This is a genomic window from Streptomyces sp. PsTaAH-124 (genome assembly GCF_000373685.1).
In the GTDB taxonomy this organism is placed as follows: domain Bacteria; phylum Actinomycetota; class Actinomycetes; order Streptomycetales; family Streptomycetaceae; genus Streptomyces; species Streptomyces andamanensis.
This window is the reverse complement of record NZ_KB892183.1, coordinates 43,117-65,116: the sequence shown is the minus strand read 5'-3', so window position 1 is coordinate 65,116 and position 22,000 is coordinate 43,117. Positions and strand designations below refer to the sequence as shown.

Here is a 22,000-nt window from a genome sequence, read left to right as displayed (position 1 = left end):
CCGGTGATCGCGGACATTCATTTCCAGCCGAAGTATGTGTTCGCCGCGATCGAGGCGGGGTGTGCGGCGGTGCGGGTGAATCCGGGGAACATCAAGAAGTTCGACGATCAGGTGCGGGAGATCGCGCGGGCGGCGAAGGATCATGGGACNCCGNTCCGGATCGGGGTGAACGCGGGGTCGCTGGACCGGCGGTTGTTGCAGAAGTACGGGAAGGCGACGCCGGAGGCGCTGGTGGAGTCGGCGCTGTGGGAGGCGTCGCTGTTCGAGGAGCATGGTTTCCGGGACATCAAGATCTCGGTGAAGCACAATGATCCGGTCGTGATGATCGAGGCGTACCGGCAGCTGGCGCAGCAGTGTGACTATCCGNTGCANCTNGGNGTGACGGAGGCGGGTCCGGCGTTCCAGGGGACGGTCAAGTCGGCGGTGGCGTTCGGTGCGCTGTTGTCGCAGGGGATCGGGGACACGATCCGGGTGTCGTTGTCGGCGCCTCCGGTGGAGGAGGTGAAGGTGGGTATCCAGATCCTGGAGTCGTTGAATCTGAGGCAGCGGGGTCTGGAGATCGTGTCGTGTCCGTCGTGCGGGCGGGCGCAGGTGGATGTGTACAAGCTGGCGGAGGAGGTCACGGCGGGTCTGACGGGCATGGAGGTGCCGTTGCGGGTCGCGGTGATGGGCTGTGTGGTGAACGGTCCGGGTGAGGCGCGTGAGGCTGATCTGGGTGTGGCGTCGGGCAATGGGAAGGGGCAGATCTTCGTGAAGGGTGAGGTCATCAAGACGGTGCCCGAGTCGAAGATCGTGGAGACCCTGATCGAGGAGGCCATGAAGCTGGCCGAGCAGATGGAGGCGGACGGCGTCGCCTCCGGCGAACCCGAGATCTCCGTCGCGGGCTGACCCGCCGCCGACGGCACTGGCCCGGCACGCCGCCGGGCCGCACACCTCCCGGATCCCACCCCTCCCGGATCCCACGACCCCCGGATCCCACCACCCTCGGATCCCACGCCGCGCAGAGCCTCGCACCCCGCGGTGCCCCGCACCGCGTAGGGCCTCACTTCCCGCAGTGGCTCACTCTTCGCGCAGCCAGTCCGTCGGGTCCGCCACCGGTGAGTCCTCCTGGACGGACCCGGGCGCGGCCCGGTTCGGCGCCGCCGGACTGCTGTACGGCGACTGCGGGGGAGGCGCCGGATCCCGGTCGCCGGGGGCTCCCGCACCGCGCGGCGGCAGATGCAGCGCGAGCAGCGCGGCGTCGTCACCGCTGGGCCTGATCCGGTCCAGCAGCGCGTCGCAGAAGTCGTCCACCGTCTCCCCGGCCATCCTCCGGGCCAGGACCTGCGCGTGATGGCGGAGTCTGGCCATCCCCAGATCGATCGGCCGGTCCCTGCTCTCCACCAGACCGTCGGTGTAGAGCAGGAGCAGGGACTCGGGCGGCAGTTCCGCGTACGCGTCGGGCCAGTCCAGCCCCAGGTGCAGGACGGCGCTCATCCCGATCAGCGGGCCGTGCCCCGCCGTCAGGAACCGCGCCTCGCCGTCCCGGGTGATCAGCAGCGGCGGCGGATGCCCGGCGTTGACCCAGTTCAGCCGCCACGGGCCGCCCTCCGGCCCCTCGATCCGGGCGAAGATCAGCGTGGCCATCGGCGCGTCACTGGTGTGGGTGACCGCCTCGTCCAGCCGGCACATGATCAGACTGGGCGGCTTCTGATGGTCCCAGGCCAGCGCGCGCAGCATGTTGCGGACCTCGGCCATGTGCGCGGCGGCCTGGAGGTCGTGTCCGACCACGTCCCCGATCACCAGGGCCATCACCCCGTCGGCGAGCAGGAAGGCGTCGTACCAGTCGCCGCCGACCTCCATCGCGCTCTGCGCCGGCAGATAGCGCGCGGCCATCCGCAGGTGGTCCACCTGGGGGAGCGGGGCCAGCAACTGGCGCTGCATGGTCTCCGAGACGCTGCGCTGCTCCTGGTAGAGCCGGGCGTTGTCCAGCACCAGCCCCAGCCGGCGGCCGATGTCGGCGAGCAGCCGCACCTCCGCGGCGGTGGGCGCGGGCGCGTCACCGGCGCGGCCCACCGTCAGCATCCCGTAGCGGTTGCGGCGCGCGGCCAGCGGCATCACCACGGCCGTGTGGCCGCCCAGCCGCTCGAAGAGCCGTCCGTGCGTCGCGGCCAGCGCGGCCAGCGGGGAGCCCGGGTCCCGCAGTTCGGCGGCGGTCAGCAGCACCGGCTCGTCGGCGCTCATCACCCGCTCCACCGCCGCCCGCGCGTCCACCGGCAGCGGCGGCAGCGCGCCCTCCAGCCGCCGCGCCCGCCGCGGATGCGCCGGGCACCGCACGGCGACCCGCTCCAGCAGTCCCGACCGCTCCGAGCACAGAGCGACCTCCGCCCAGTCGCCCAGTTCCGGCACCAGCAGGTGCAGCAGCCGCCGTATCCGCCCGGACGCCTCCAGGGCGGACATCAGCACCGAGGAGACGTCCGCCAGCAGGTTCAGCCGGGCGGTCAGCGCCTCCAGCGCGGCGGCGTGCGCGGCCATCCGCTCCTCGGCCGCCCGGTGCGCGCCGAAGTCGTCGAAGCACACCACAAGACCCGCGGGGCGGCCCGCCACCAGCAGTGACGTGGTGGTCCAGATGATCGGCAGGACCGAGCCGTCGGCCCGCTGGAAGTACTCCTCGCAGCCCTCCCCGGCGGGCCGGGCGCCCGCCAGCGGCGTCTGCATCCGGCACTCGCCGCGCGGCATCTCGGTGCCGTCGGCGCGGCGGTGCAGCGCGTCGTGCGCGTCCCGGCCGAGCAGCTCCGCCTCCGAGCGGCCCAGCAGCCGCTCCGCCCACGGGTTGACCGACGTGATGCACCCCGCGGCGTCGATGGTGAAGACGCCGGTGCCCAGGTCGTGCAGGACCGCCCGCGTGAAGTCCGGTTCCAGGGCGATGTCCGCCGTGTTCATGGCCTCAGCCCCTCGCCCTCGCCGCTCCGGACCGTCGTCCGAGGTGGTGCCACCGTGATCACCGCTTTCCGAACCCGGCTCGACATGAGGGGTACCCATAACCGCCCACACTGCCACACACCGGACCGCCCCGTGCCCGGCCCTTCCGGGAGGGCGGCGCGGCCAGGATTCGGCAGGTACAGTGCGGAGATCAGCGGAACCCCAGCGTGAGGCCCCGTACGTGTTGACCCAGACCACCTCACGGGTGCTCGAACCGAGCGACCTGGACGCGGCACTCGCCGTCCTCGACCGCGAGCCGGTCGCGAACGCCTTCGTGACCTCCCGGGTGCGGATCGCGGGCCTCGACCCGTGGCGGCTCGGCGGCGAGATGTGGGGCTGGTACGAGGACGGCATGCTCACGTCCCTGTGTTACGCGGGCGCCAACCTGGTCCCGATCTGTGCCACCCCGCGCGCCGTGCGCGCCTTCGCCGACCGCGCCCGGCGGGCCGGCCGCCGCTGCTCCTCCATCGTCGGCCCCAGCGAGCCCACCACCGAGCTGTGGCGGCTCCTCGAACCGAGCTGGGGCCCGGCCCGTGAGGTCCGCGCCCGCCAGCCCCTCATGATCACCGACCGGATGCCGGACGACACCGCCGCCGACCCCTACGTCCGCCGCGTCCGCAAGGACGAGATGGAGACGATCATGCCGGCCTGCGTGGCGATGTTCACCGAGGAGGTCGGCGTCTCCCCGCTGGCCGGCGACGGCGGACTCCTCTACCAGGCCCGGGTCGCCGAACTCGTCGGCTCGGGCCGCTCCTTCGCCCGCCTCGACGAGCACGGCAAGGTCATGTTCAAGGCCGAGATCGGCGCCGCCACCGACCGGGCCTGCCAGATCCAGGGCGTCTGGGTCGCCCCCGAGTACCGCGGCCGCGGCCTGGCCGCCCCCGGCATGGCCGCCGTGCTGCGCTACGCGCTGGCGGACGTCGCCCCCGTGGTGAGCCTCTACGTCAACGACTTCAACGCCCCGGCCCGGCGCACCTACCGGCGCGTCGGCTTCCAGGAGGTCGGCGCGTTCACCAGCGTGCTCTTCTGAGCCCGCCCGGCCGCCCGCCTGGCCGCCCGCGCGGCTCCGGCGGCGGACGGCGGCCGGGTAGTCTCCCCGGCATGGCGCACTTTCCCGGTCACGGCCCCGGCCCCGGCCGCCGAGACGACATCGTGATCGGCCCCCTCGATCTGGCGGCCCATGTCGACGAGGCGCTCGCCGTCCAGGCCGTCGCCTTCGGACTCGGCGCCGAGGAGGTCGCCGTACGCCGCCAGATCGTGCTGCGCCACATGACCTGCCCGGGGGCCCGCGCGCTGGGCGCCACCACCGCGGACGGCCGGCTCGCCGGATTCGTCTACGGCATGCCCAACGACCGCACCCACTGGTGGTCCACCGTCGTCGAACCGTATCTGCGCGCCCGCGGGCACGAGGACTGGCTGGACGGCTCCTTCGTCATCACCGAACTGCACGTCCACCCGGCCCACCAGAACCGGGGCGTCGGCCGCGCCCTGATCACCGCCGTCACCGACACCGCCGCCGAGCCCCGCTCCATCCTCTCCGCCATCGACACCGACAGCCCGGCCCGCGGCCTCTACCACTCCCTCGGCTACACCGACCTGGCCCGCCAGGTCCTCTTCCCCAGCGCGCCGCGGCCGTACGCCGTGATGGGCGCCCCGCTGCCGCTGCGCCGCCGCACCCCCCGGGTCCGCTGACCGATTTCCACCGCCGCCGTCCGCCCGGCTAACCTCCTAGCCATCACCGATATCCGGCAGGAGTACGAGAACGATGGCGAACGCACCGGTCCAGCGCATGTCCCAGTTGATGGCCAAGACGCTGCGCGACGACCCGGCCGACGCCGAGGTCCTCAGCCACAAGCTGCTGGTCCGCGCCGGCTACGTCCGCCGCACCGCCGCGGGCGTCTGGAGCTGGCTGCCGCTGGGCAAGAAGGTCCTCGCGAACGTCGAGCGGATCGTCCGTGAGGAGATGGACGCCATCGGCGCCCAGGAGGTGCTGCTGCCCGCGCTGCTGCCGAGGGAGCCGTACGAGGCGACCGGTCGCTGGGAGGAGTACGGCGCCGAGCTGTTCCGCCTCCAGGACCGCCGGGGCGGCGACTATCTGCTCGGCCCCACCCACGAGGAGATCTTCACCCTGCTGGTGAAGGACCAGGCGTCCTCCTACAAGGACCTGCCGGTCATCCTCTACCAGATCCAGAGCAAGTACCGCGACGAGGCCCGGCCGCGCGCGGGCATCCTGCGCGGGCGCGAGTTCCTGATGAAGGACTCCTACTCCTTCGACACCGCCGACGAGGGCCTCGCCGAGTCCTACGCCCTGCACCGCCAGGCCTACCAGCGCATCTTCGAGCGCCTCGGCCTGGACTACCGCATCTGCGCGGCCACCGCGGGCGCCATGGGCGGCTCCCGGTCCGAGGAGTTCCTCGCCCCGGCCGAGGCCGGCGAGGACACCTTCGCCGACTGCCCGAACTGCGACTTCGCCGCCAACACCGAGGCGATCACGTACGAGCTGAAGCCGGTGGACGGCTCCGGTGCGCCCGCGCTGGAGGAGATCCCCACCCCGGACACCCCCACCATCGAGACGCTGGCCGCCTCCCTCGGCGTCCCCGCCTCCGCCACCCTGAAGAACCTGCTGGTCAAGGTGGACGGCGAGATCGTCGCCGTCGGCGTGCCCGGCGACCGCGAGGTCGACCTCGGCAAGGTCGAGGCGCACTTCGCCCCGGCCGCCGTCGAACTGGTCACCGCCGAGGACTTCACCGGCCGCCCCGACCTGGTGCGTGGCTATGTCGGCCCGCAGGGCCTGGGCGAGAAGACCACCTACATCGCCGACCCGCGCGTGGCCCCCGGCACCGCCTGGATCACCGGCGCCAACAAGGAGCACACGCACGCGAAGAACGTCGTCGCGGGCCGTGACTTCGAGGTCGACGCCTACGTCGACGTGGTCGTCGTGCAGGAGGGCGACCCCTGCCCCCGGTGCGGCACCGGCCTGAAGCTGGACCGCGCCATCGAGATCGGCCACATCTTCCAGCTCGGCCGCAAGTACACCGACGCCCTCAAGCTCGACGTCCTCGGCCAGAACGGCAAGCCGGTCCGCGTCACCATGGGCTCCTACGGCATCGGCGTCTCCCGCGCCGTCGCCGCCCTCGCCGAGCAGCACGCCGACGAGCACGGCCTGGTCTGGCCCGCCGAGGTGGCCCCGGCCGATGTGCACGTGGTCGCCGCGGGCAAGGCCCTCCAGATCGACCTCGCCCTCGACGTCTCCGCCAAGCTGGCCGCCGCCGGACTGCGCATCCTCGTCGACGACCGCGCCGGGGTCTCCCCGGGCGTCAAGTTCACCGACGCGGAACTGATCGGCGTCCCCAAGATCCTCGTCGCCGGGCGCCGCTCCGCCGAGGGCGTCGTCGAGCTGAAGGACCGCCGCACCGGCGAACGCGAGGAACTGACCGTCGACGAGGCCCTCGCCCGCCTCACCGCCTGACCCGCGCACGGCCCCTGCCCCTTCCCCGGGGCGGGGGCCGTGGACGTGGTGGCGGCGGCAGCCGCGCCCGAAGCGGTGTGCGGCGGGTGCCATCGAGCTGTCATCGGGCTGTCATTGGGCGGGCAGGCGTACGGAGTAGATGGACGGGGTGTCGAGCCGGCGGGAGACGAGCATCGCGCCGGTGACGGCGAAGAGCAGGGGGACCATCAGGGCGTCGACGGTGCGGGTGAGTTCCAGCATCAGGACGACGGCGGCGATCGGCGCCTGCATGGCGGCGGCGAGGACCGCGGCCGCGCCGATGACCGCGAATCCGGCCGCCGGGGCGGGCCACGCGTGTGTCCAGCCCTGCCCCGCCAGAGAGCCGAGCAGCGCACCGGTGGCGATGGTGGGGGTGAACAGCCCGCCGCTCGCGCCACTGCCCAGGCTCCCGGCCGTGGCGAGCGGTTTGAGGAACAGCAGGGCCACCAGAAGGGGCGCGGCGACCTGCGCGGAGAGCGTGAGCTGGACGATGTCCTTGCCGTTGCCGAGCAGTTCGGGAAAGGGAACGGCCAGCAGCCCCACCACGGTGAAGACCAGGAGCGGCGCGATGAGCGGTCCCCACCCCGCGGGCCGGTGTTCGTGCGCGATCCGGATCATCCGCACCCATCCGACCGCGACCAGTCCGGCGAGCGGCCCGATCAGCACGGCGAACACGGCCAGGGACGTGGACAGCCCCACCTCGGGCAACCGGTAGGTGGGCTCCTCGGGCAGCACCGTCCAGGAGACCGCGGTGGCGATGCAGCAGGTGGCCAGGGCGGGCAGGGCCAGGCGCAGCGACAGGACACCGAGCATCACCTCCAGCGTCAGCAGCGCCCCGCCCAGCGGCACGTCGTACACACACGCCATACCGGCCCCGGCGCCGCAGGCGGCGAGCAGCCGGCGGTGCGCGGTGTCCAGCCGGGCCCAGTCGGACAGCCGGGAGGCCAGCGCCGCACCGGCCAGCCGCGGCGCCCCCTCGCGCCCCAGCGAGGCACCCATGCCGACGGTCACCACGGACAGGACCGCGGTGCCCAGACTCCGCCGCAGCGGCAGCCGCCCTTCGTCCCGCCACAGCGCCGTACTCACCTCCGAGCCGCCGGGGCCCGTCCACCACCGCAGGAGCCACCAGCCGAGCCCGGCCACCGCCCCCGCGGCGGCCAGCGCCACCACCCGACGGAGCGCGCCGGCCTCCTCGACCGCGGTCAGGAAACTCCCCGAACGGTAGGAGTACGTGAGATGGGCCGCCGCATGCAGCACCACCATCAGCGCGGCACCCGCGAAGCCCGCGAGCACACCCGTGGCCACCACCAGGACCCAGAACCGCGCGGACAGCGCGGGAACGTCCGAGGGCGCGACAAGGTTCGGCTGCCCCGCCGCCCCTGCGCCGCCGGACCTGCTCTGTCCTGGGCCGTCGTCCCGTCCGCCGTCCATCGCCCGCCCTTCCCGGGAGGCCGGCCGCCGCCGGACCCTCGCCGGGCATCGTCTCCCGTCCCGGCCGGCCGAAGGGGCTGCCTGGCACGTGTGTCGCGCCGCCCGCGCGAACCGGCCGCCGGTACTCGGGCCGCGACCCGTGCCGGGGATCAGAGCCAGCCGGCGAATTCCAGCAGGAGTTCGGCGTCCCGGGGGCGGCCGACGCGGCGGGCGCGGACGCCGGACTCCACGGCGCGGAACAAGGTCCAGCCGGTGAGCCGTTCGCGGTCCACCTCCAGGGACTCCGCCAGCCGTTTGATCCGGCGCCGGGTGATGGCCGGTCCGGACGGGGAGGCGATCAGGTCCTCCACCCGGTCGCGGACGAGGCGCGCGAGGTCGAAGGCGGGCTCGCCGACCACCGGGTCGGGCCCCACGGCCAGCCACGGCACCCGGTCCCCGGCGAGCACCTTGCTCTGCCGGAACGTGCCGTGCAGCAGCCGCGGTCCGGGCGGCGCGGCCAGCAGCTCCGTACGGGCCGCGAGCGCGCTCTCGACCAGCGGCGCCACGTCCGGGTCGCGCTCCGCGCTCGCCCGCATCGCGTCCGCCTGCCGCCCGGTCCGCTCGGCGACCGTCTCGAAGGGATGCTCCCGCGGCGGCTCCACCCACAGCCGCCGCAGTGTGCCCGCCGCCTCCAGCAGCGCCCGCGCCTCCGGCAGCGACCGCACCGACACCTCCGGGTGCAGCCGCTCCAGCAGCAGCACACCGGCCTCCTCGTCCGCCCCGGCCGACTCCGGCTCCAGCAGCCGTACCGCGCCCCGGCCGTCCCAGTGCGCGAGCGCGGCCCGCTCGGCGCCGGGCCGGGCCCGGGGCGGGGCCAGCTTCAGCACGGCGGGCGTCCCGTCCGCCAGCCGCACCAGCACGACCAGGCTGCTGCGCCCGCCGGGCACCTGCACCCGCTCGACGGTCGACCCGCGTAGAGCGGCGGCCCGCTCGGCCAGCACGGGCAGCCGCTCCAGCCAGTCGTCACCGTCCGGCGACGTCTCGCCGAGCGCCCGGACCAGACGCCGAGGCGGTTCGAAAGCCATGCGCGAGTGTTCCCTTCCTGGAGACCTGGACGCCCGGGTGCCGGGGCCGGACGGGGTCGCCCCGCTCATGCAACCGCGTGCACCTCGTGCACCGCGTACCCCGGGCGGACGCCGCCGTCCGCCGCTCGCCGCGCTACGGCGTCGCTGCCGGTGCCGGTGTCGCCGACGTACCGTCGGCACCGGCGCGTTCGGCGAGACCAGGGAAGGCTACGCTGCCCCCGCGCCAGCCCACCGCCCGGACCGCCGCCTCGCGCAGCGCCCCGGCGGCCTCCCGCCGCCGCTGCCCGGTAACGGCCCGCACGGCATCGGCGTAGATCCCGGCCACCCGGTCCTCCAGCTCGGCCGCGAACCGCAGCGCGGTGGCCGCGTCGGGCACCGGGAACGGCAGCGCGTAGGCGGCCGCCGCGGCCACCGGCTGCCCGCCCAGGCCGCGGACCTCGCGCACCAGCGCGTCCCGGCGCGCCCGATGGGCGTCGTACGCGGCCCGCGCCGCCGCCCGCCGCTCCTTGCCGACCCGGCCGCCGACCACGCCGTACCCGTACACGGCGGCGTGCTCCGCGGCCAGCGCCGCCTGGAGCGCCCGCAGTTCCTGCTCGGTCGCCTCGCTCACTTGCCCCCCTCGGTCAGCAGATACGCGTGCGCGGCCCCGGCCGCCGCCACCGAGGCCAGCAGCCGGGCCAGCTCGCCGGGCACCTGGAGCAGCGCGTCCGTCCGGCGGTCGGCGAGCGAGCGCTCCGCCGCGGCGAGCGAGGCGAGCGCGTCCCCGGGCCGGGCCGGAACCCCCGCCGACGCGGAGGCCGCCGCACCGCCGGAACCGGAAGGCCCCGCCGTACCCGCCGCGCCGCCCCCGCCCACCGCCGCCCGGACCGCGTCCGTCGCGGCCGGTGAGGCGGGCGGTGTCGCGCCGTCGCCGGAACCCGCCGTCGCCGTCGCGGAGGGGGAGGGAACCGCCGCGGACGCTCCCGCGCCGCCGAACGCGGCGGCGTGGCGTGCCACTTCGGCCCGCAGCGGCGCCAGTCGCCCGGCCAGCGCCGGATGCGCGGCGAGCACGGCGTCGTAGCGCCGCGCCAGGTTCTCGCTGTCCCGGGCCGCGCCCGCGCGCACCCGGTCGGCGAGCGACGGACCGCCGCCGCTGTCACCGGAGGAGTCGCCTCCGGCGGAGCAGCCCGCGAGCAGGGCGGCCCCCGCCGCCGAGGCGAGCAGGCTCCTTCTGCGCGGGCCCGAGGGGGCCTGCGAGGGTGAGGGGAACGGCACGGCAGACGTCCTCGGGTGCGTACGTACGAAGCGGGAAGGGCGGACAGCGGGAAGGGCGGACAGGCGGACAGACCGCAGACAGGCCATGCCCGTGATCACCGTACCCGCGCGCGTCCCGGGCGCGGCTCAGCGCCACCACCCTCGCCCAGGTGGACGGCAACACCCCTTGGGACCGGATACCCTTTGACCAGACACGCGAACCGTCCCACAACAGCACACGCGGCCGAGGAGTCACCCGGATGAGCACCACCCAGAGCGAGAGGCTGCGGGAGCTGCTGGAACCGCTCGTCACCTCCCAGGGGCTGGACCTCGAAGAGATCGCCGTGGACTCCGTGGGACGCAAGCGGGTGCTGCGCGTCGTCGTCGACTCCGAGACCGGTGCCGATCTGGATGCGATCGCCGATGTGAGCCGCGCGCTCTCGGCGAAGCTCGACGAGAGCGACGCGATGGGCGAGGGGGAGTACACCCTCGAGGTCGGCACCCCCGGCGCGGAGCGCCTCCTCACCCAGCCCCGGCACTATGTGCGCGCCACGGGCCGGCTGGTGAAGTTCCAGCTGGCCGAGGGCGCCGAGCTGGTGGCCCGGATCGTCGCCGTCGACGACGAAGGACTCGACCTCGAAGTGCCCGGAGTCAAGGGCCGCAGGCCCACGGCCCGCCGGGTCGCCCTGGCGGACGTGGCCAGGGCCCGTGTGCAGGTCGAGTTCAACCGCAAGGACAGCACCGGCAGCAGCGACAGCACGGGCAGTACCGACAGCAGGACCGAGAAGGACATGAAGGAAGAGGAGGAGGCGTAGCCGTGGACATCGACATGAGCGCCCTGCGGGGCTTGGTGCGGGAGAAGGAGATCTCCTTCGACCTGCTGGTCGAGGCGATCGAGTCGGCCCTCCTCATCGCCTACCACCGCACCGAGGGAAGCCGCCGCCACGCGCGCGTGGAGCTCAACCGGGAGACCGGGCATGTGACCGTGTGGGCGAAGGAGGACCCGGAGGACCTCGAAGAGGGCCAGCGGGCCCGCGAGTTCGACGACACCCCGTCCGGCTTCGGCCGGATCGCCGCCACCACCGCGAAGCAGGTCATCCTCCAGCGGCTGCGCGACGCCGAGGACGACGCGACGCTCGGCGAGTACGCCGGACGCGAGGGCGACATCGTCACCGGCGTCGTCCAGCAGGGCCGCGACCCGAAGAACGTGCTCGTGGACATCGGCAAGCTGGAGGCCATCCTGCCGGTGCAGGAGCAGGTCCCCGGCGAGACGTACCCGCACGGCATGCGGCTGCGCTCGTACGTCGTCCGGGTGGCCAAGGGGGTGCGCGGCCCGTCCGTCACCCTCTCGCGCACGCATCCCAATCTGGTGAAGAAGCTCTTCGCCCTGGAGGTGCCGGAGATCGCGGACGGCTCGGTCGAGATCTCGGCGATCGCCCGCGAGGCCGGCCACCGTACGAAGATCGCGGTGCGGTCCACCCGTTCGGGCCTGAACGCCAAGGGTGCCTGCATCGGCCCCATGGGCGGCCGGGTGCGCAATGTGATGGGCGAGCTGAACGGCGAGAAGATCGACATCGTCGACTGGTCGGACGACCCGGCCGAGATGGTGGCGAACGCGCTCTCCCCGGCCCGGGTCTCCAAGGTGGAGGTCGTCGACCTGGCGGCCCGCTCCGCCCGGGTGACCGTGCCGGACTACCAGCTGTCCCTGGCGATCGGCAAAGAGGGGCAGAACGCCCGGCTGGCCGCCCGCCTCACCGGCTGGCGCATCGACATCCGCCCGGACACCGAGCAGGCCGGGGAATAGACCGGGCAGCAGATCACCGGGGAGCAGATCGCCGGGGAATGGATCCAGGCCGCACAGCGCTGGGATCACGACAACAACCGTTCGAATCCTCCCCCCGAGGGGTGAGGTGTGTGCGGGGAGGTAGACTGAGCGGTGTCTGGCCGGACGCAGGCCCGAGCATGCCCTGAACGCACCTGTGTGGGGTGCCGGGAGCGAGCGGCCAAGACGGATCTGCTGCGCATCGTGGCGATCGAGGACGAGTGCGTCCCCGATCCTCGCGGTACGCTGCCCGGCCGGGGTGCGTACGTACACCCCGCCCTGGTCTGTCTCGACCAGGCGGTACGCCGCCGGGCGTTCACGCGGGCGTTGCGTGCCCCGGGAGCGCTCGACACAAAGGCGTTGCGCCACCACGTCGAGCGGACGACAGTTGCCGAGCAGGCAACACGGTAGGAAGACGAGTCGCACGGAACCCACCGTGCGGCCTGGTACCTCGCGAGTCGAAAGCAGGTCGAGATTGCGATGAGCACTCGATGAGTACGCGATGAGTACGCCCATGAACTAGCGACGGTCCGGCCGCAACCCGGACCTCAAAGGAGCGAAGTGGCTAAGGTCCGGGTATACGAACTCGCCAAGGAGTTCGGTGTGGAGAGCAAGGTCGTCATGGCCAAGCTCCAGGAACTCGGTGAATTCGTCCGATCGGCATCCTCGACGATCGAGGCGCCCGTAGTACGCAAACTGACCGACGCCTTCCAGCAGGGCAGCGGCGGCGGCAGGTCCGCCAAGCCGGGTGCCCCGAAGAAGGCCGCCCCCAGGCCCGCAGCGCCCTCGCCGGCGCCGGCAGGGGGCACCTCCCAGGGCGCCAGGCCCGCGGGAGAGCGCCCGGCCGCCCCCAGGCCGCCGGCCGCGCCCAAGCCCGCCGCGGCGCAGACGCCCGCGGCCCCCTCGGCTCCCGCGCAGGCCCCCGGCCCGCGTCCGGTGCCGGGTCCCAAGCCCGCCCCGCGTCCGGCCCCGGCCGCGCCCGCCGCTCCGGAGTTCACCGCTCCGCCGTCGGCTCCGGCGCCGTCCCCGGCCGCCGCGCAGGGCCCGCGCCCCGGTGGCGCGCGTCCCGGTGCTCCCAAGCCCGGTGGCGGCCGTCCCGGCGGTGCCGGCCAGGGCCAGGGCCAGGCTCGTCCGGGCCAGGGCGCCCCGCGCCCCGGTGGCCAGGGCGCACGCCCCGGTGCCCGTCCGGCCGGTCCGCGTCCGGGCAACAACCCCTTCACCTCCGGTGGCTCCACCGGCATGGCGCGCCCGCAGGCGCCCCGGCCGCAGGGCCAGCGTCCCGGCGGCCCCGGTGCTCCCGGCGGCGGTCCTCGTCCGCAGGCGCCCGGCGCCCAGGGCGGCGGTCCGCGTCCGCAGTCCCCGGGCGGTCCGCGTCCGACCCCGGGCGCGATGCCGCGTCCGCAGGGCGGTCCCGGCGGTCCCCGTCCCGGCGGCCCCCGTCCCAACCCCGGCATGATGCCGCAGCGTCCCGCTGCCGGCCCGCGTCCCGGCGGTGGCCCCGGCGGCCGCGGTCCGGGCGGTGCGGGTCGTCCCGGCGGCGCCGGTCGTCCCGGTGGCGGCGGCTTCGCCGGCCGTCCCGGCGGTGGCGGCGGCGGTCGTCCCGGTGGCGGCGGCGGCTTCGCCGGCCGTCCCGGTGGCGGTGGCCCCGGTGGTGGCGGCGGCTTCGGCGGCGGCGGTGGCCGTCCCGGCTTCGGCGGCCGTCCCGGCGGCCCCGGCGGCCGTGGTGGCACACAGGGCGCCTTCGGCCGTCCCGGCGGTCCGGCGCGTCGCGGTCGCAAGTCGAAGCGGCAGCGGCGCCAGGAGTACGAGGCCATGCAGGCCCCGTCGGTCGGCGGCGTGATGCTGCCTCGCGGCAACGGCGAGTCCATTCGCCTGTCGCGCGGTGCGTCGCTCACCGACTTCGCCGAGAAGATCAACGCCAACCCGGCGTCGCTCGTCGCGGTCATGATGAACCTGGGCGAGATGGTCACGGCCACGCAGTCCGTCTCGGACGAGACGCTGCAACTCCTCGCCGGCGAGATGAACTACACGGTTCAGATCGTCAGCCCCGAGGAGGAGGACCGCGAGCTGCTCGAGTCCTTCGACCTGGAGTTCGGCGAGGACGAGGGAACCGAGGAGGACCTGGTCGTCCGTCCGCCGGTCGTGACCGTCATGGGTCACGTCGACCACGGAAAGACCCGGCTGCTCGACGCCATCCGCAAGACGAACGTCATCGCGGGCGAGGCCGGCGGCATCACCCAGCACATCGGTGCCTACCAGGTCGCGACCGAGGTCAACGGCGAGGACCGCGCGATCACCTTCATCGACACCCCGGGTCACGAGGCGTTCACCGCCATGCGTGCCCGTGGTGCGAAGTCGACCGACATCGCGATCCTGGTCGTCGCGGCCAACGACGGCGTCATGCCGCAGACGGTCGAGGCGCTCAACCACGCCAAGGCGGCCGACGTCCCGATCGTCGTCGCGGTCAACAAGATCGACGTCGAGGGCGCGGACCCGACCAAGGTGCGCGGTCAGCTGACCGAGTACGGTCTGGTGGCCGAGGAGTACGGCGGCGACACCATGTTCGTCGACATCTCCGCCAAGCAGGGTCTGCACATCGACTCCCTGCTGGAAGCGGTCATCCTGACCGCCGACGCCTCGCTCGACCTGCGGGCCAACCCCGACCAGGACGCGCAGGGCATCTCGATCGAGTCCCGTCTCGACCGCGGCCGCGGTGCCGTGGCGACGGTCCTCGTCCAGCGAGGCACCCTGCGGGTCGGCGACACGATGGTGGTGGGCGACGCCTACGGCCGCGTGCGCGCCATGCTCGACGACAACGGCAACAACGTCGCCGAGGCCGGTCCCTCGACGCCGGTCCAGGTCCTCGGCCTGACCAACGTCCCGGGTGCGGGCGACAACTTCATCGTGGTCGAGGAGGACCGTACGGCCCGCCAGATCGCGGAGAAGCGTGCCGCCCGCGAGCGCAACGCCGCGTTCGCCAAGCGCACGCGCCGCGTGTCCCTGGAGGACCTGGACAAGGTGCTCAAGGCCGGCGAGGTCCAGCAGCTGAACCTGATCATCAAGGGCGACGCGTCCGGATCGGTCGAGGCTCTGGAGTCCTCCCTGCTCCAGCTGGACGTCGGCGAAGAGGTCGACATCCGCGTCCTGCACCGCGGCGTCGGTGCGGTCACGGAGTCCGACATCGACCTGGCGATGGGCTCCGACGCCATCGTGATCGGCTTCAACGTGCGCGCGGTCGGCCGTGCGCAGCAGATGGCCGAGCGCGAAGGCGTGGACGTCCGGTACTACTCGGTCATCTACCAGGCGATCGAGGAGATCGAGGCGGCCCTCAAGGGCATGCTCAAGCCGGAGTACGAAGAGGTCCAGCTGGGCACGGCGGAGATCCGCGAGGTCTTCCGCTCCTCCAAGCTGGGCAACATCGCGGGTGTCCTCATCCGCTCCGGCGAGGTCAAGCGCAACACCAAGGCCCGGCTCCTGCGCGACGGCAAGGTCATCGCGGAGAACCTCAACATCGAGGGCCTGCGCCGCTTCAAGGACGACGTCACCGAGATCCGCGAAGGCTTCGAGGGCGGTATCAACCTCGGAAACTTCAACGACATCAAGATCGACGACGTCATCGCGACGTACGAGATGCGCGAGAAGCCGCGGGTGTAACACCCCACGGCATTCCCGCACCGGCCGACGGGACCTGGTTCCCGCCGGCCGGTGCGGCGCGCCAGGGGCGTACCGCCGTCATGGTGGTGCGCCCCTGCTCCGTGCGGTCCCCGGACCGCGGCCCGGCGCGGGGGCGGACGGGAAACCCCGTCGAGCCACCGGCCGGATCGCGGTACCGTTCTTGATGTCCCTGCCCGTATCGACGGCAGGACCATCGATCCCGTACCGGCGGGCAACCCGGACACACATGTACGTGGGGACTCTGTCCTTCGACCTCCTCCTCGGCGACGTCCACTCGCTGAAGGAGAAGCGCTCCGTCGTCCGCCCGATCGTCGCCGAGCTCCAGCGGAAGTTCGCGGTGAGCGCGGCCGAGGTGGACCACCTGAACCTCCACCGGCGGGCCGTCATCGGCCTCGCCGTGGTCTCGGGGGACGCGGCGCACCTGACCGACGTACTCGACCGGTGCGAGCGGCTGGTCGCCGGGCACCCCGAAGTGGAGCTGCTGTCCGCCAGACGGCGCTTCCACGGCGAGGACGACGACTAGAAGACCGGTCCGGTCCGGTCCGGACCTGATCGGCGGGCGGCGGCCCCGACCGCACCCACCGCACCACACCACGAAACGCAGCAGCAAGAAGCGACAAGAAGAACGGGAGACGGACCAGTGGCCGACAACGCGCGGGCGAAAAGGCTGGCGGACCTCATCCGAGAGGTGGTGGCCCAGAAGCTCCAGCGCGGGATCAAGGACCCGCGGCTCGGCTCGCACGTCACCATCACGGACACCAGGGTCACGGGCGACCTGCGGGAGGCGACGGTCTTCTACACGGTCTACGGGGACGACGAGGAGCGCAAGGCCGCGGCGGCCGGACTGGAGAGCGCCAAGGGCATCCTGCGCTCCGAGGTCGGCCGTGCCGCCGGGGTGAAGTTCACCCCGACCCTGGCCTTCGTCGCCGACGCCCTCCCGGACAACGCCCGGACCATCGAGGGCCTCCTCGACCGGGCCCGCCAGTCCGACGAGAAGGTGCGCGAGGCCTCCGCGGGCGCCGCCTACGCCGGTGAGGCGGACCCGTACCGCAAGCCCGGGTCCGAGGACGCGACCGACGAGACGGACGACAGCACCGAATGACCAGCAAGCCCACCCCGCCCGACGGCCTTGTCATCGTCGACAAGCCGTCGGGCTTCACGTCGCACGACGTCGTGGCCAAGATGCGCGGCATCGCCAGGACCCGCCGCGTCGGCCACGCCGGCACCCTCGACCCCATGGCGACCGGGGTCCTCGTCCTCGGGGTGGAGCGGGCCACCAAGCTCCTCGGCCACCTCGCGCTGACCGAGAAGGAGTACCTGGGTACGGTCCGGCTCGGCCAGAACACGGTCACCGACGACGCCGAGGGCGAGATCACCTCCTGCGCGGACGCCTCCCATGTCACCCGGGAGGCCGTCGACACCGCCGTCGCCAAGCTCACCGGCGACATCATGCAGGTGCCGTCGAAGGTCAGCGCCATCAAGATCAACGGCGTGCGGTCCTACAAGCGGGCCCGCGACGGCGAGGAGTTCGAGATCCCCGCCCGGCCGGTGACCGTGTCCTCCTTCACGGTGTACGACGTCCGCGAGGCCGTCGCCGAGGACGGCACCCCGGTGCTCGACCTGGTGGTCTCGGTGGTCTGCTCCTCGGGCACCTACATCCGCGCCCTCGCCCGCGACCTGGGCGCCGACCTCGGGGTCGGCGGCCATCTCACCGCGCTGCGGCGCACCCGCGTCGGGCCGTACAAGCTGGACAGCGCCCGGACGCTCGACCAGCTCCAGCAGGAGCTGACCGTGATGCCGGTCGCCGACGCGGCCACCGCCGCCTTCCGGCGCTGGGACATCGACGCCCGGCGCGCCCGGCTGCTCGGCAACGGCGTGCGCCTGGAGATGCCCGAGGAGTACACGGGCGGCGGGCCCGTCGCCGTCTTCGACCCCGAGGGGCGCTTCCTCGCGCTGGTCGAGGAGGAGCGCGGCAAGGCCAAGAGCCTGGCCGTCTTCGCCTGACCGGCCGCCCGCCTCCGCCCCCGTGGAGCGGTGGACACGGGGTGTCCCCCCGGCCGCCGCTCCACGGGGGCGCTCGCTTCCCCCGCTCCGGGCCGGTATCCGGGGACCCCCGGATATTCACCCGACCGTGCAGGCGCTCGGAGTGAACCGCGGGGGCGCAGGGGGCGCGTTCGCCTCACGATCTTTCCCGCTGATCGTTTCGCGCCTACCGTCGGGGACAGGGCGGAACCGGGACGAGATCGACATGTCGACGGGGACGCGACAGGCACTGGGCGCGGCTGCACCGCGGCACGGGCGGGGAGGTCGGACCATGGCGGCAGCACGGGAGCCGCGGCCGGAGGCCGTGTCCGGCGTGTCCGGCGGCGCGCCCGGCGGACGGCGCGGCGGCAGGCACGCCCTGCGGCCCGCGCCGCCGCGCGGGCCGGTGGCGGGGGCCGCTGCCGGGGTCGCTTCCGCCCTGACCGCCGCTCCGAAGCCCCCTCCCGGACCCTCGGCCGCCGCCGGGGCGCGCGACCGCGTCCTGGACGCCTCCCTGGTGTACGTCAGGGACCTGGCGGGACGCCCGCGCGGCACCGGCTTCGCCGCCGACCACCACGGCACCGTGATCACCAGCCACGAGACGGTGGCCGGTCTCAGCGCCCTCGTGCTGCACCCGCACGGCGCGGACGGCCGCTCCCGCGTCGTGGGGGCCGACGCGGTGACCGAGCTGCCCGGCCTGGACCTCGCGCTCGTGCGGACCGAGGGCCTGGACCTCGCGCCGCTGCCGGTGGCGGCGCCCGGCCGGGTGCGGGCCGGCGGCTATGTGCGGATCGCGGCCGGCGGCTGGCGCGAGGCCCGGGTCCTGGACACGGCCACCGCCACCTACCCCGCCGACGGCCGCTCCCACCACCTGGACGGCGTCCTGGAGCTCGCCATCGGCACCGCGGGCCGGGACGCCCTGCGGCCGGGCGGTGGAGCCGCCGGGGGACCGGTGCTCGACCCGGAGACCGGCGCCGTGGCCGCCGTGCTCGGCACGGCGCTCTGCTCCGGCCCCCGCGCCTCCGGCTTCGCGGTACCGCTGCCGCCGGGCGACGGCCCGGAAGGCCCGGACGGCCCCCTGGCCGACCTGCTCGCCCGCAACGCGGCCACCGTCCCCGCCTACGGCCCCGATCTGAACCTGGCGGGTGTCCTGGAACTGACGGCCACCTCCGTCGCCCAGGAGGCCCCGCGAGGCGCCCTCCCGGACCATCCGTACCATCCGCCCGCCCCGGCGACCGCCCCGTACGGGCCGCCGGTCGAGCGGCCCGCGGTGGCCCGCGAACTGGACGCGTTCGGGCGCGGACCGGGGGCCGCACCGGTGGCCGGGCCAGTGGCCGCACCGGTGGTGCTCGGCCTGGTGGGGCCGCCCGGCAGCGGCCGTACGACCGAACTCGCGGCGCTGGCCGGGCGCCGCGCCCGCGGGGACGCCCCCGCGCCCACCCTGTGGCTGCGCGGCGCCGACCTGCACGGCGCCGACACCTCGGTGGCGGACGCGGCCGGACGGGCGCTGGAGCGGGCGGCCCGCATCGTCTCGGCCGCGCGGGCACCGCTGCCGGCCGGTCTCGCCGGTCTCACCCCGGAGCGGCTCGCCCACCTCGCCCGCGCCCAGGGGCGGCCGCTGCTGCTCCTCCTGGACGGCCCCGAGGAGATGCCGTCCGCCCTGGCGGACCGGCTCGCCGAGTGGACCGAGGGCACCGCCCGCTGGCTGCGCGGCACGGGGGCGCGGCTGGTGATCGCCTGCCGGGACGCGTACTGGGAGGCGGCGGGGGCCGACACGGCGGCGGGCGGCCCCGCGGATCCCTCCGCGGCCTGCCTGCGGCTCGGGGACCTGCGTCCCGAGGAGGCGCGTACGGCCCGTGCCCGGTACCGGATCCCGGACGGCGCCCTGGCCGACGCCGACGCCCGCCACCCCCTCACGCTCCGGCTGCTGGCCGAGGTGCGCGCGGCGCTGCCCGGCACCGGCGGCCACCCCCGCCTCGACCGTGCCGACGTCCTCGCGGCCCACCTGGACCTGATGTGCCTGCGCGTCGCCGTCCGGCTGGCCGCCGAGAACGACCTGCGCGGCACCGCCGTCCGCCGCCTCGCGGCCCGGGTCTCCGGCCAGGTGCACGAGGCCGCCCGGCGCAGCCTCGGCCCCGGGCAGGGGGAGCTGGACCGGGCCGCGTTCGAGGAGGTGTTCCCGTGGGGCCCCGCCCCCGCGCGCCTGGGCGGCGGTACCGGCTGGGCGTCGGCCGTCCTCACCGAGGGCCTGATCGTCCCGGCCGGTGACGGCTACCGCTTCGCCCACGAGGAGCTGGCCGACTGGATCCAGGGCGGCCACCTCGACCTGGACGAGGCCCTGCGCGTCCTGGTGCACCGGCGGCACATCCCCGGCGAGCCGCGCCGCCCGCTGCCCGTGCCGCACCACCGCATCGGCCCGGTCGTCCAGGCGCTGCTCCTGCTCGCCCGCCAGCACGGCCCGCGCCGCCTCGCCGTCCGGCTGGAGGAGCTGATGTGCGCCCTGGACGGCGACCCGCACTCGTGGTGGGCGTCCCGGCTGCTCGCCGGTGTCCTGCGGCGCGTCACGGACGCCACGCCGTACGCCGGAGTGCTGCGGCTGCTCGCCGACCGGATCGGCGTCTGGCGGCAGTGCGGCCTCCCGGTGCCGAGCGGTTTCGGACCCGGCTTCTGGGCGGCGCTGCACCTGTCGGCCACCGACCGCTGCGACCTGCTCCGCCGCCTGCTCCTGGGCGACAGCCCGGCACAGGAGCCCGGCCCTGTCGCCGTCGCCGGTCCCGCGCGGGAGGTGCGTGCAGATCCCGCGCGGTGCCCGGACACCGGCGGCCGACCGGCGGACGCCACCACCGGCCCGGCGCGGACGCCCGCCACCGGCCACCCCGCGCAGGCGCCCGCCGCCCACCCGGCGGCACAGGCGTCCGCACCCGGCCCCGCGCCGGAGTCCGGCCCTGGGCAGGCGTCCGGTTCCCCGCAGGGGACCGGTACCGGCGCCGTTGCGGACGGCCCGCGTCCGCTCCGCTATCTGGACGCCGTCGCCCGGCTCCTCGTCGCCGAACCGGCCACGGTGCGGCCACATCTGACCCGCTGGTTCGACGACGAGCGGCCCCTGCCCGCCGCGCCGCACGCCACCGTGGCCACGGCCGCCCAGGCGCTCCTCTACGCCCATCGCGACCCGGACCCGGACGCTCTCATCGAGACGCTCGCCGACTGCCCGCACCCGCGCGCCGCCGAACTGCTGACCGCGCTCGCCGAGGAGGAACCGGCCCTCCTGTGCCGGGCCGTCGTCCGCTGGGCGCACGACGAACGCCCCGACCGGCGCGCCACGGCGGTGGCGCAGGCACTGCGCACCGTGCCCCACGTCCGCGCCGACTCCGACCGCGCGCTGCTGAGCGGCGCCGCCCGCGCCGTGCTCGTCCGTCCCGCCGACACCGCCCTGCACGGCGGCGCGCTGACCCTGCTCGTGGCCGACCCGGCGACCCGCGCCCGGCACCTCCCGCAGGCGCTGCGGCACTTCGCCGCCGGTGACGCCCACCTGCCGCCCGACGCGCTCACCTCCGCGCTGGCCACCCACCCCGAGGCGGTCCTCGCCGCCTTCGGCGAACGGCTGCGGCACGGCCCCGGCGCTGCCGAGGCGCTGCGCACCCTCGCCGACGCCACCACACCGGGGCTCGCCCGGCGCGTCGCCGCCGTCGTCCGGGACGCGGTGACACGGGCACCGGACACCGCCGCCGCCGTGGCGGCGTACGTCGACCGGCGCCTCGACCAGGGGCCGGGCGCCCGCGCGATACTGTTCCCGCTGCTCACCGCCCTCCTGGAGAACAGCGGCCCCGACAGCCCCGACTGCCCGGACAGCCCTGCGGGCGGCCCCGCCGCGCTGCGCTCGGCGCTGGGCGCGGTCCTCGCCACGCCCGGCTCCCCGGCGTCCCGCGTGCCGCGCCGGGAACTGCTCGATCTGCTGCTGACCCGCGAGACGGACCCGGGCGTGCTGGACACGGTGCTGCGCGCCGCCGCGCCCGGCGCCGAGGAGGATCTGCGGCTCCTCGTCCACCGGGTCGGGCTGCTGCTCGTCCGCACCCCGCAGGGCGCGGCCGTCTTCGACCGGGCCCTCGCGGAGCTGGGCCGCGAGGTCCCCGGCTTCGCCGCGCGGCTGGCCGGCTGGCTCACCGGCGCACCGTACGACTGGGCCGCCCTGGTGGGCCCAGGCGCCCGCAGGACCCGTGAGAAGCAGCCGGCCGGGGCAGCGGCCCCCGTCCCGCCGCCGACGGCCGTCCCGCCGGTCCCCGTCTGACGCCCGCCGCGCACGCCCGC

At 74.8% G+C, this 22,000-nt stretch carries 17 protein-coding genes; 12 read left to right on the top strand and 5 right to left on the bottom strand.

Annotation, left to right across the window (positions count from 1 at the left end; all coding sequences use genetic code 11):
- On the top strand, positions 1-888 hold an 888-nt coding region (gene ispG, locus B086_RS0126165), incomplete at its 5' end, for a flavodoxin-dependent (E)-4-hydroxy-3-methylbut-2-enyl-diphosphate synthase (RefSeq protein WP_026252780.1).
- 171 nt (positions 889-1,059) lie between these two features.
- Here ispG and B086_RS0126160 read toward each other — a convergent pair.
- Positions 1,060-2,922: a SpoIIE family protein phosphatase gene (locus tag B086_RS0126160; protein ID WP_018569399.1), complete on the bottom strand. Its 1,863-nt coding sequence runs from the start codon at positions 2,920-2,922 to the stop codon at positions 1,060-1,062.
- Between the two features lie 220 nt (positions 2,923-3,142).
- Between B086_RS0126160 and B086_RS0126155 the strand changes: the two genes are divergently transcribed.
- The 3 genes from B086_RS0126155 to B086_RS0126145 all read left to right on the top strand — a co-directional run bounded on the left by B086_RS0126155 (position 3,143) and on the right by B086_RS0126145 (position 6,430).
- On the top strand, positions 3,143-3,991 hold the full coding sequence (locus tag B086_RS0126155; protein WP_026252779.1) for a GNAT family N-acetyltransferase: 849 nt from the start codon (positions 3,143-3,145) through the stop codon (positions 3,989-3,991).
- Positions 3,992-4,062: 71 nt separating this feature from the next.
- The gene (locus B086_RS0126150) at positions 4,063-4,653 is read left to right on the top strand and encodes a GNAT family N-acetyltransferase (protein ID WP_018569397.1); all 591 of its coding nucleotides are present in this window, start codon (positions 4,063-4,065) and stop codon (positions 4,651-4,653) included.
- A 73-nt stretch (positions 4,654-4,726) separates the two neighbouring features.
- Positions 4,727-6,430 carry a proline--tRNA ligase gene (locus B086_RS0126145; RefSeq protein ID WP_018569396.1) on the top strand — a complete coding sequence of 568 codons (1,704 nt, stop codon included), beginning with the start codon at positions 4,727-4,729 and terminating at the stop codon, positions 6,428-6,430.
- Positions 6,431-6,541: 111 nt separating this feature from the next.
- Here B086_RS0126145 and B086_RS0126140 read toward each other — a convergent pair whose 3' ends face one another.
- The 4 genes from B086_RS0126140 to B086_RS0126125 all read right to left on the bottom strand — a co-directional run bounded on the left by B086_RS0126140 (position 6,542) and on the right by B086_RS0126125 (position 10,197).
- Positions 6,542-7,879, bottom strand: coding sequence for a chloride channel protein (locus tag B086_RS0126140; RefSeq protein ID WP_018569395.1), 1,338 nt, complete (start codon positions 7,877-7,879; stop codon positions 6,542-6,544).
- 149 nt (positions 7,880-8,028) lie between these two features.
- Complete coding sequence (locus tag B086_RS0126135; RefSeq protein ID WP_018569394.1) at positions 8,029-8,943, bottom strand: aminoglycoside phosphotransferase family protein; 915 nt, start codon at positions 8,941-8,943, stop codon at positions 8,029-8,031.
- Positions 8,944-9,076: 133 nt separating this feature from the next.
- The gene (locus B086_RS0126130; RefSeq protein ID WP_018569393.1) at positions 9,077-9,553 is read right to left on the bottom strand and encodes a DUF4439 domain-containing protein; all 477 of its coding nucleotides are present in this window, start codon (positions 9,551-9,553) and stop codon (positions 9,077-9,079) included.
- Positions 9,550-10,197 (bottom strand): hypothetical protein, encoded by a 648-nt coding sequence (locus B086_RS0126125; RefSeq protein WP_018569392.1) that lies wholly within the window; start codon positions 10,195-10,197, stop codon positions 9,550-9,552. The genes B086_RS0126130 and B086_RS0126125 overlap by 4 nt, the downstream gene beginning before the upstream one ends.
- Before the next feature lie 239 nt (positions 10,198-10,436).
- Between B086_RS0126125 and rimP the strand changes: the two genes are divergently transcribed.
- The 8 genes from rimP (at position 10,437) to B086_RS0126090 (ending at position 21,980) form a co-directional block, all read left to right on the top strand.
- The gene (rimP, locus tag B086_RS0126120) at positions 10,437-10,991 is read left to right on the top strand and encodes a ribosome maturation factor RimP (protein ID WP_018569391.1); all 555 of its coding nucleotides are present in this window, start codon (positions 10,437-10,439) and stop codon (positions 10,989-10,991) included.
- A 2-nt stretch (positions 10,992-10,993) separates the two neighbouring features.
- The gene (gene nusA / locus B086_RS0126115; protein ID WP_018569390.1) at positions 10,994-11,980 is read left to right on the top strand and encodes a transcription termination factor NusA; all 987 of its coding nucleotides are present in this window, start codon (positions 10,994-10,996) and stop codon (positions 11,978-11,980) included.
- 132 nt (positions 11,981-12,112) lie between these two features.
- The gene (locus tag B086_RS43190) at positions 12,113-12,409 is read left to right on the top strand and encodes a YlxR family protein (RefSeq protein ID WP_078531201.1); all 297 of its coding nucleotides are present in this window, start codon (positions 12,113-12,115) and stop codon (positions 12,407-12,409) included.
- Positions 12,410-12,559: 150 nt separating this feature from the next.
- Entirely contained in the window at positions 12,560-15,652 is a 3,093-nt protein-coding gene (infB, locus tag B086_RS43185; protein WP_078531200.1) for a translation initiation factor IF-2, read from the top strand.
- A gap of 247 nt (positions 15,653-15,899) precedes the next feature.
- Positions 15,900-16,196 carry a DUF503 domain-containing protein gene (locus B086_RS0126105; RefSeq protein WP_018569388.1) on the top strand — a complete coding sequence of 99 codons (297 nt, stop codon included), beginning with the start codon at positions 15,900-15,902 and terminating at the stop codon, positions 16,194-16,196.
- Between the two features lie 117 nt (positions 16,197-16,313).
- Positions 16,314-16,775, top strand: coding sequence for a 30S ribosome-binding factor RbfA (rbfA, locus tag B086_RS0126100; RefSeq protein ID WP_018569387.1), 462 nt, complete (start codon positions 16,314-16,316; stop codon positions 16,773-16,775).
- On the top strand, positions 16,772-17,677 hold the full coding sequence (truB, locus tag B086_RS0126095; RefSeq protein ID WP_018569386.1) for a tRNA pseudouridine(55) synthase TruB: 906 nt from the start codon (positions 16,772-16,774) through the stop codon (positions 17,675-17,677). Before rbfA ends, truB begins: the two co-directional genes overlap by 4 nt.
- 310 nt (positions 17,678-17,987) lie before the next feature.
- Positions 17,988-21,980 carry a trypsin-like peptidase domain-containing protein gene (locus tag B086_RS0126090; RefSeq protein WP_018569385.1) on the top strand — a complete coding sequence of 1,331 codons (3,993 nt, stop codon included), beginning with the start codon at positions 17,988-17,990 and terminating at the stop codon, positions 21,978-21,980.
- The last annotated feature ends 20 nt before the right edge of the window (positions 21,981-22,000 follow it).

What these genes read in the sequence shown, in the direction of transcription:
- B086_RS0126160 (WP_018569399.1), bottom strand. Translation starts at nt 2,922, where the DNA reads ATGAACACGGCGGACATCGCCCTGGAACCGGACTTCACGCGGGCGGTC.
- B086_RS0126150 (WP_018569397.1), top strand. Translation starts at nt 4,063, where the DNA reads ATGGCGCACTTTCCCGGTCACGGCCCCGGCCCCGGCCGCCGAGACGAC.
- B086_RS0126145 (WP_018569396.1), top strand. Translation starts at nt 4,727, where the DNA reads ATGGCGAACGCACCGGTCCAGCGCATGTCCCAGTTGATGGCCAAGACG.
- B086_RS0126140 (WP_018569395.1), bottom strand. Translation starts at nt 7,879, where the DNA reads ATGGACGGCGGACGGGACGACGGCCCAGGACAGAGCAGGTCCGGCGGC.
- B086_RS0126135 (WP_018569394.1), bottom strand. Translation starts at nt 8,943, where the DNA reads ATGGCTTTCGAACCGCCTCGGCGTCTGGTCCGGGCGCTCGGCGAGACG.
- rimP (WP_018569391.1), top strand. Translation starts at nt 10,437, where the DNA reads ATGAGCACCACCCAGAGCGAGAGGCTGCGGGAGCTGCTGGAACCGCTC.
- B086_RS0126105 (WP_018569388.1), top strand. Translation starts at nt 15,900, where the DNA reads ATGTACGTGGGGACTCTGTCCTTCGACCTCCTCCTCGGCGACGTCCAC.
- truB (WP_018569386.1), top strand. Translation starts at nt 16,772, where the DNA reads ATGACCAGCAAGCCCACCCCGCCCGACGGCCTTGTCATCGTCGACAAG.
- B086_RS0126090 (WP_018569385.1), top strand. Translation starts at nt 17,988, where the DNA reads ATGGCGGCAGCACGGGAGCCGCGGCCGGAGGCCGTGTCCGGCGTGTCC.